7 protein-coding genes and 2 pseudogenes are annotated in these 8,242 nt (G+C 56.4%); 6 read left to right on the top strand and 3 right to left on the bottom strand.

Annotation, left to right across the window (positions count from 1 at the left end; translation table 11 throughout):
* Nucleotides 1-198: 198 nt before the first annotated feature.
* Nucleotides 199-368: pseudogene (locus NKI29_RS32975) on the bottom strand (IS630 family transposase); the annotation flags it as partial.
* 477 nt (nucleotides 369-845) lie between these two features.
* Entirely contained in the window at nucleotides 846-1,703 is an 858-nt protein-coding gene (locus NKI29_RS32970; protein WP_352529071.1) for a sulfotransferase domain-containing protein, read from the bottom strand.
* Between the two features lie 846 nt (nucleotides 1,704-2,549).
* Here NKI29_RS32970 and NKI29_RS32965 point away from each other — a divergent pair.
* The 6 genes from NKI29_RS32965 to NKI29_RS32940 all read left to right on the top strand — a co-directional run bounded on the left by NKI29_RS32965 (nucleotide 2,550) and on the right by NKI29_RS32940 (nucleotide 7,768).
* Complete coding sequence (locus NKI29_RS32965; protein ID WP_352579557.1) at nucleotides 2,550-3,149, top strand: transposase; 600 nt, start codon at nucleotides 2,550-2,552, stop codon at nucleotides 3,147-3,149.
* A 465-nt stretch (nucleotides 3,150-3,614) separates the two neighbouring features.
* A complete protein-coding gene (locus tag NKI29_RS32960; protein ID WP_352529065.1) occupies nucleotides 3,615-4,883 on the top strand; it encodes a DegT/DnrJ/EryC1/StrS family aminotransferase in 1,269 nt (422 codons plus the stop codon).
* A 36-nt stretch (nucleotides 4,884-4,919) separates the two neighbouring features.
* Complete coding sequence (locus NKI29_RS32955) at nucleotides 4,920-5,675, top strand: amino acid kinase family protein (RefSeq protein ID WP_352529063.1); 756 nt, start codon at nucleotides 4,920-4,922, stop codon at nucleotides 5,673-5,675.
* On the top strand, nucleotides 5,672-6,514 hold the full coding sequence (locus NKI29_RS32950) for a nucleoside-diphosphate kinase (protein ID WP_352798639.1): 843 nt from the start codon (nucleotides 5,672-5,674) through the stop codon (nucleotides 6,512-6,514). Before NKI29_RS32955 ends, NKI29_RS32950 begins: the two co-directional genes overlap by 4 nt.
* On the top strand, nucleotides 6,498-7,178 hold the full coding sequence (locus NKI29_RS32945; protein WP_352529059.1) for a methyltransferase: 681 nt from the start codon (nucleotides 6,498-6,500) through the stop codon (nucleotides 7,176-7,178). Before NKI29_RS32950 ends, NKI29_RS32945 begins: the two co-directional genes overlap by 17 nt.
* A complete protein-coding gene (locus NKI29_RS32940) occupies nucleotides 7,175-7,768 on the top strand; it encodes a hypothetical protein (protein WP_352579561.1) in 594 nt (197 codons plus the stop codon). The genes NKI29_RS32945 and NKI29_RS32940 overlap by 4 nt, the downstream gene beginning before the upstream one ends.
* Nucleotides 7,769-8,043: 275 nt before the next feature.
* Here NKI29_RS32940 and NKI29_RS32935 read toward each other — a convergent pair.
* Nucleotides 8,044-8,242 (bottom strand): annotated as a pseudogene (locus NKI29_RS32935) (hypothetical protein); the annotation flags it as partial.

Genomic DNA, 8,242 nt, shown 5'->3' with positions numbered 1-8,242 from the left:
GCGCCGCCGGTCTCCCGGAGCGCGCTCCGGAAGACCGGCGGCAGCGCTATACTGGGGAAGATTCAAACGGCACTTCTGGGGAGTATTGAGCCGGCATCGACAGCAACGACATGAACTCGAAGCGATCTTATAGCCGCTCCCTAACGTGGGCCAGGAGGCCGACATTAGCAAATGCCTCGCCCAAATGCCAAAGCCGGTGGCGACCCGGCGCGCTACATCCGGGCGATCTTGCTCAGCCGCGATCAGCGTCTTTTTTTGTGACTGAGCTTGTCGGCGTGGACGAACTCCCACACCGAGCGGTAATCGACCTTCAAGCCGCGCTCGCCAAATTCGGCCACCAGTCCACGCAGCGTAAAATCGGCGGCTCGGCCACCGTCACTTCAACCGAATGCAGAACTTACTTCATCGAGGCCGGCTATGCGCCAACCTAAATTCATCCCGCTCTAGCCAAAACCGTCGCACTGCGGTCGGCGTCTGACGCCGATGAACGCCTTTCAATTAATCCTGTTGGAGTGATGCGACGCCTCAACATTCTTAAGCCAGCCAGGGTCCAAAGCCTTTCGTGCGTGTCCTTGTGTTGCTCGCGCCGACCGGCGGCACTGAGCTATCAAGCCAGGCTTCCATGCCCGCCGCCCATCCGGGTCCACGCCGCAGAGAGTATGCGCAGTCGCGTCGTTTAGTCGAGGCTCGTAAAGGGTGAGCGACGCGATCGAGCCGCAGCGTAGGTGCGCGGTGATCGTTCCGGCAATCGTCGATAAAGATCATCAATTAGCCGGGCCAGCAGCAACAGGCCACCATGGTTCTCCCAAGGAAAGGGGTTTCCATTTTCGTCGGCCATTTCCAGATCAAAATCCGAATCGCTCGTTGAGTCTTGACCCACCGAGCGCGGTAAACCGCGCCTCAATCTCCGGACTCCAGCAAGCCTCCCACGAAGTTCGCCTGCCGGAGAAGGTAAAGGTCTGCTCTCCAATAAGTTGGTTCAAGATCAGCTCCGGCTTCTGCGGTGACTGGATCTCGCAAAACTCAGCAATTTTGCGAATGGTCTCGAGCTGAACTTCGTGCCCTTGGTCACCTATGATCTGCTCATAGGTCAATCCAAGAACATCCTCCTCATCTGCCCACGGCACCAACGGGTGACAGCGTTCGTTGAAAATGAAAGGCGCAATCTCATCAAAGTACTTCAGCATTTTCTCGGGCCCGTTCGGCTCATGGCGCCACTTGATCTCAGCCCTCCCAGGCGGGCACCAGTCGCTGTTCCCGACATATCGCATCTGCGACACAATTGCCGCACGCATTTCACGCGAAAGGAAGATGACTTTGAAATCCGCCAAACAATGGCGAATGCCCATGTCGCACGGCAGATGCCCATAGCCAAACTGACCGGGCTGAATAAAGCGAGATGATATCTCGATCGGTATCCACAGGATGTTTTCAGAATGAGTGAACCGAGCTCTCTCGACATCCACAAAGCGGAAGTCTCCCAGATATTCTTTATTAAAGAACACATCGGACTGTTCAAGCCCGAGCATGGTTAGCAGACGGGCATATAGGTGGGTGCCCGCCTTCGGAATGGAACAAATCATAACCCGCGCGCTTGTGGCGCCGCCCGTCGGCTTAATTGACCAAGCTTCATTTGAGCAGGGGTAAAGCGGAAAATTTTGACCCGCGATAACGCGCAGCTCTTCTGGAAGCGGGTGGACCATTGCGTATCTTCTCACTTTTGCAAGGTGTTAAGCAATCAAGGTAGCAAATGCGGACTGTGGATACATTCGGAGACTGCCAGCTTGGCCCCAGGCAGTCGCGCCCTGTTGTCGCCGCCCATGAGTGACGGAATTATTGAGAGCGTCGGCCATGTGCGACGATTCTGGCCAGCTCGCTGCGCTGGTATTCCGATAGCTGAGAGCGAAGGAGATCGGCACGCCGTTGGCTCGCCCCGCTTGGCGATCGTCGCTGAGAGACAATCATACGTCATGTCAAAACTCAGAGTCGCCCGAAGACGCCTACGAAAGCTGCCGATGAGCTAATTACCGACGACACTTCCGCGTTCACTAGGGATCTAGCCGGCTTTTCATTGTCCTGCCGCTGTCTTGGATCGGACCGTGAACTTCTTTCCAGGAGAAAGCAAGCAATCGGTGAATCTTGCCCGCCGAGTAGATGCTATGGGGGGAGCGGCGAGGGTGTGGCATCCTTCGCTGTTTCAACCACCATCAGAAGGAGGCGTCCCATGTCGCAATCTTTTGACACGAGCCGCTCCCTTACCGCTCTTGAACAGGATAACACGATCATCGCCGTCATCGAAATGAGCAAGGGGAAGTGGCTCGTCGCCGCGCTTATTCCAGGTCTCAAGCGCCAGCCCCTCAAGAAGATCGATGCCGTCGCGCCAGCACTGTTGAAGCTACTGCAGCGCTGGCGCGACGAAGCCGGCCGGGCCGGGCACACGGTCCAGCGGATCGCCGTCGCCTACGAGGCGGCCGGCGACGGCTTCTGGCGCGCTGGTTGCGGGCGCACGGCATCGAGGCCTATGCCATCCATCCCTCAAGCGTTCCGGTGTGCGCGAGCACCAGCGCGCCAAGACCGATCGTCTCGACACCGAGCTTTTGATGCGCGCTTTTCTCGGCTGGCTGCGTGGCGAGAAGCGCCATTGCTCCATGGCGGCAATCCCGACACTCGAAGAGGAGGACGCGCGGCGGCCGAACCGCGAGCGGGGGACCCTGGTCGGCGAGCAGACGCGGCTCATCAACCGCATCAAGGCGATCCTCGCCCGCTTCGGCGTCCGCAGCTTCCGGCTGAGCCTGCGCCAGGCGGCGGACAGGCTGGAGAGCATCCGAACGGCGGAGGGAACGCCGCTGCCGGACAACACCCGCGCCGAGCTCTACCGCTTCCTTGAGCGGCTCAACCTCGTGCGCGCGCAGATCCGCGCCATCGAACAGGAGCGCCTGCGCCGGCTCGCGGCGGCTCCGGCTGCGGCGAACGGCCCGCACGCGATGGTTCGCCTGCTCGCGCGGATCATCGGCATCGGCGTCGAGACCGCCGACATGCTGGTCAACGAGATGCTGTCGCGCAAGCTGCGCGACCGCCGCGCCGTGGCGCGCTACGCCGGCCTCACGGGGTCGCCGGACGAGAGCGGCAATACCCCTCGGGTCGGTTGAATACCCAGAAAATCAACGGCCCTCTCCACCAGTCGAGCCCGAAGTGCTGACTTCGCCGAGAGTACCAACTTTGGGACAGAGCCAGTCAAGGTGGCACGAGTTTTGAGCTGCCCGGGTACAAAGCAAGGGAAGCTGCCGAATAGCTTCCTGTGGTGCGAAACGCAACGGATGAAATGAAGGAAAGCAGACAGCATGTCAGATCTGATACGGATCCTTGTGAGGATAATTCTCACCACACAAACGCCGGTCACGAGTTTGAAGCCGCCTTTCTGAACTCAACGTGCCGAGGGTGTCACGGCACCCGGTTTTCCTCTCAGGGGCGAACTCTCAGCTCTTGAGCGTTCCGCCGTGGGCCGAGCCTCCGCTCGGACGCGTAAAAGCGATCGAAAGGTGGGTTGGTTCGGCTCTGCATTCGCGAGTGGCCGATGGCCGACACCACGATGAGGTTGGCGTCTGGAGGACTATATGAACAAGCATGGAAGCTTAGTCTCGGAAGCAAATGCAACGCGCATTCACCAGAACGACACTTCTCTCGCCCTCTTCGGAGGGATTCCTACAGTGCCGGCCGGGCGAGTTGTCCCTTGGCCAGCCGCCAAACGCAAGCATCTGAAGGCGCTCGCCAGTGTTGTCAAAAGCGGCAAATATCATCGAGTTAATCACCCTATTGTCACTGAGCTCGAAAAGCGCCTAGCGGAGTGGTCGGGCAACTGGTCTGTGCGCGCTGTTGGAAGCGGCACAGCCGCTATTCACGTGGCCCTCGACTACTACCGGAATCGAGGCCGCCGAGCTGTCACCTCGGCTTTGAACTGGCCAGGAGCCGTCGGCCCCATCGCGATCAGCGGACTCGAGCCGGTGTTTGTCGATGTAGAGCCAAACCTTGCGGGGGTTGATCAGAAGATGGCGGCCGCTCTCATCGAGCCCGGCGACGCGGTGGTGCTCATAACTCATCTGTTCGGAAATAACATTTTGGTTCCGGATCTTAGGCTGGCTGCGCGAGCGAGTGACGTGGCCATTATTGACGATGTTTGTCAATCGATTGGCGTTGCGAAAAACATTGTCAATGGATCTTACTTAGAGACCGACGCACTTGCTCTTTCAGGAAATGGGGCCAAACACCTCGGAGCGGGTGAGCTTGGGTTTGTTCTGACAAGGGACCCTGCTCTGATTCACCATGTCGATAAGGTTTCGCTGACAAGCTCGTCGCGATGTGGAGCTAGAATTTTCTCCCCGAGTTCGAAAGGTTACAATTACCGACCCAACGTATTCTCTGCTGCTATAGCCAATCACAGGCTCAAGCGCCTAGACCGGCAGCTCAAAAAGAGGCGAAGCAACGCAATGTTCCTCTGGCAGGAAATTGGCCATCTCTCAGGGCTTCTGCCTCTTTTCGATCCAGCAGTTGATCAACAATCAATGCTTAGTCTCCCGCTGCGTCTTGAGCCGGAAAAGCTCGGTTTTCTAGCTGGCCCTTCGGCCAGGGATTTCATCGTTAAGCTCCTTCAAGCCGAGGGAGTTCCGGTCATGGTTTGGCTAACGAAGCCCGTTTTTGACTATCTCCCGGATGTCAGCAAAAGATGGTCAAGGACCGATTTCCCAAACACGATGATGCTACTGAACACTATGTTTTGCGTGTCGGAGATCGCTCCGCCAAACGGCGCAGAAGTGATGAAATTGTACGCAGCCGCATTTCAAAAGGTCTGGGCAGCGCTTCCAAATCTAACCTCAAAATTCCCTTAGATCGTGTGTTTGGCCAGAGGGCAGGAGGGCGAGACGATGGACAGCTTAATAAAGGGCTTTCTGCCATATGGCTTTTCAATTGTTGTGAAATTCGGCGGGAGCATCATGCGTGATCTTGCGGTGTGTAAGCTTGCACTGGCTGAACTTGAGCGTCTCGCCGGTGACGGCCATCGAATACTACTTGTTCCGGGCGGCGGCATCCCAGACAAAGCAATTGAAATGATTGATGCGGCCAAGCCATTGGAGTCGTCTACGGCGCATCATGCGTGTGCGCTAGCACAGGACCAAACGGGGTATTTGCTTGCGGACGCCGCCTTCTCTTCCAAGCTTGTTCCATCGGCCAGCCTAGGTGAGTGCCGAACTCTCGCGAGAGTCGGAAAGATTCCAGTCCTGCTACCTTCCCGTTTGCTGTTTGCAGCTGATCCAGTGGAATGGAGTTGGGATGTTACATCCGACGCCGTTGCCGCGTGGGTCGCTTGGCTCACCGGGGCACCACGGCTGGTGATTTTGACAGATGTTGATGGCGTGTATCGTGGTGGAGCAACCGAAGATCCCGCTGCACTTATAGAGCAGATCGCTGCTCAAGATCTTGTCCTTCTCGGCCACACGTCGGTTGACGCGTGCGCGGTCCAGTTCATGGCACAGAAACGCCTCCCCGGCGTGGTGATTAACGCTCGTCATTCTTCTCGTCTCTCCGATTGGCTCGAAGGGAAGCGCGTTAAAGCGACCAATATCACCGTCGGAAGCAGGAAAGCCTATATCGGAACCGAGGATCTGGGGGGGGCGGCATGATGCCCTCCACGGCACTAGTAGTTTATGGCCCAGAAGTCGCTCGCTCCGGAATCACGTGGCTGCTCGACGAGTTTATTCGCAGGCGAACCGGCTTGGAACTCGCGGAGCGATTCTTTTCAATCCACAATCGTAGATCGATCGATGCGTTTTATACCCTGACACATTCCACCGGCGGGAACCATTGGCCATTGGTGCTGGACTTGTTCGACATGCGTCCGGTTTGCGCCACAATCTGGAGCGGACCTAATGCGCTGCACCTATCGCAAGGACTAAAGGGTAATACACAGCCGGCCCATGCTAGAAGCGGCACCGTACGGAGTCTCTTTTTTTGCGACAATCCCGTGACGAACCTCCTCCATGTGAGCGACAGTCCAGAAGTAATGCAGGCCGAGCTGACAATACTTCGGCGCCAATTCTTGGGCAACGAAGTAGCCGCTTGGAATTCCCTCGATACCGGCCAAATCGCCCATTCATCTTTCCAGATGTTGTTACACGTTCTTGGCGACAGGGGATCTGTGCCGATGCCGGACAATGGGGGTGATGGTAGCGCCTTTGCTCACGCGAGATCAAGTTACGGCAAAGCACTCCTACTCGCATCAAAGAGGGGCCTGACAACGGCCGTCCACCGGTACCTTCAGGGGGATCGAGCCGGTCTAGAAGGTATTGTTCAGCATGCGTCTGTCCGCTCATCTTGGGATCGCCTCGTTCTTGAGGCCGGTCTCTTTTCAATGCCTCTTTGGCATTCCCTGCTGAAGCGAACCGTCGATGCCGTCGAGCCTGAATCAGGTAGCGACGACTACCGTATCCATCTGGGGAGCACATATGAGCGAACTCGATAGTATCAGGACAATGCTTCGGACAAGCCAACAAGGCAACTTTCCGCGCCATTTGCAGGAATTCGGGCTTGATCTGATCGTACTGGAAGGGGTTTTTCCTCCTGAGAGTTTCGAGGGTTGGCGTTGGATCAGCGAGAATTTCCCCCCATTCGCCGGGAAGACCATATTGGAAATCGGCTGCGGCTTCGGTCTTCCCGGCCTTCTGTTGGCAAAAAGTGGTGCGCGGTCGTTAGTAGCTTGCGACATCAACCAGAGGGCGGTCGCGAACACATTGGAGAATGCGAAAAGAAACGGCATCAAGAACGTGGAAGCTATCGAAAGCGATTTATTCACAAACATCCCCCGTCGCAGGAGATTCGACATTGTATTTTGGAATTACCCGTCGAACTTCGCTGCAGAAGACTACAAGTATGTGGATGACATCGAATGTGGCGCGATTGATCCAGGGTATAATTTGCTCAAGCGCTTTTTGTCGGAAGGCCCAAATTTCCTTACAAAAACAGGTCGTATCGTTCTAGGATTCGGGACTAATGCCCGTGACGATCTCCTTGAACACATTGCGGCTTCGAATGATCTCACAACTGTGATGCTGCGGTCCGGAACCTATCCCCACGTGAAGGTAGTTTACAGGCTGTTCTCAATATCCAAGAAGGATATAAGGATATGATTTCCGACCTGATGCACACTGGATTTGTCGCTATTTCGCCCAATCGGTGCAAAGATAGTTGGGTGGCCGGCAGCAGCGTCCTTTCGCAATTCATCCATCGTGTGCCGAGTGATGTTGACATTCATCATGTCAATTTGGACGCATTTACGGAAGCTGTGGACAAGGATACAAGGGCTCTGGCGTACGCCGGGTTCTCCATCGCTTCACAGCGACCTGCCGGCGCGGAGTTGGAGATCGTGTTTTTGAGGTCGAACGGGACCTTGGCGCTGAATTGGGTTCTCGAAGAGGAACGACCAACGGCGTTAGTTGATGATCCGCTTCTTGGGACACGGGCGAGCTTCGCGGACGTCATCGCGCGAAAGATTGAGATGTACTTGGAGGACCATCATTCGAAGCATCGGGATGATCTGCTTGCACTCCTGGATCATTCCGCCTTAATGGCTCCCGAAATCAGCCGGGACAAATTGGTTGCTATGATTTCCGCGCTAGTCCAGGGCTCGCAGGACACGGGTCAAATCCAATCTTCTTGCCCGCACAGATGGATATCTGACCACATTTGGCCAGTCACGGAACGATCTTTCATAGACTAGACTAAGACTATACATGTGAACCTAAAGGTCGGCACATGAGGTCTGCTCGGCCGCTCTGACAGAACTCCTGACGGACGAGAGAACTTCGTCCACGGCTTGATCCGATAGCGGAACCTTCATCCATCATGTCGCTCACCGAACCATTCATTGGCTTTCCGGCTTTCCGCAAGCTTCCGGCTTCGCCAGATTGTGGCGCTCCCTTTTGTGTCGCCTCTTCCCCTTACGCGTGATCATATCTGCCGTTGACAAGAGCAGGGTGTTGCCGCCTGTTCGGCTCAGTCGGCGAACAATTCCCTGTAACCTGCGGTCGCCATCCAGTTCGCTCTCTCGAGATTGCTTCGCGCGGCTTTCCGCGCGCGCTCCGGTTCTTCCACCTGACCTGCCACGGGTAATTTCCTCCATCTGAGATTAGAGTCCGGCCTCGATTGAAGGACGGACAGATGAAGAGAAAGCGGTTTACGGAAGAGCAGATCA

Source organism: Mesorhizobium sp. M0678, from assembly GCF_040320505.1.
Taxonomy (GTDB): domain Bacteria; phylum Pseudomonadota; class Alphaproteobacteria; order Rhizobiales; family Rhizobiaceae; genus Mesorhizobium.
This window is presented reverse-complemented; position numbering and strand designations above follow the sequence as displayed.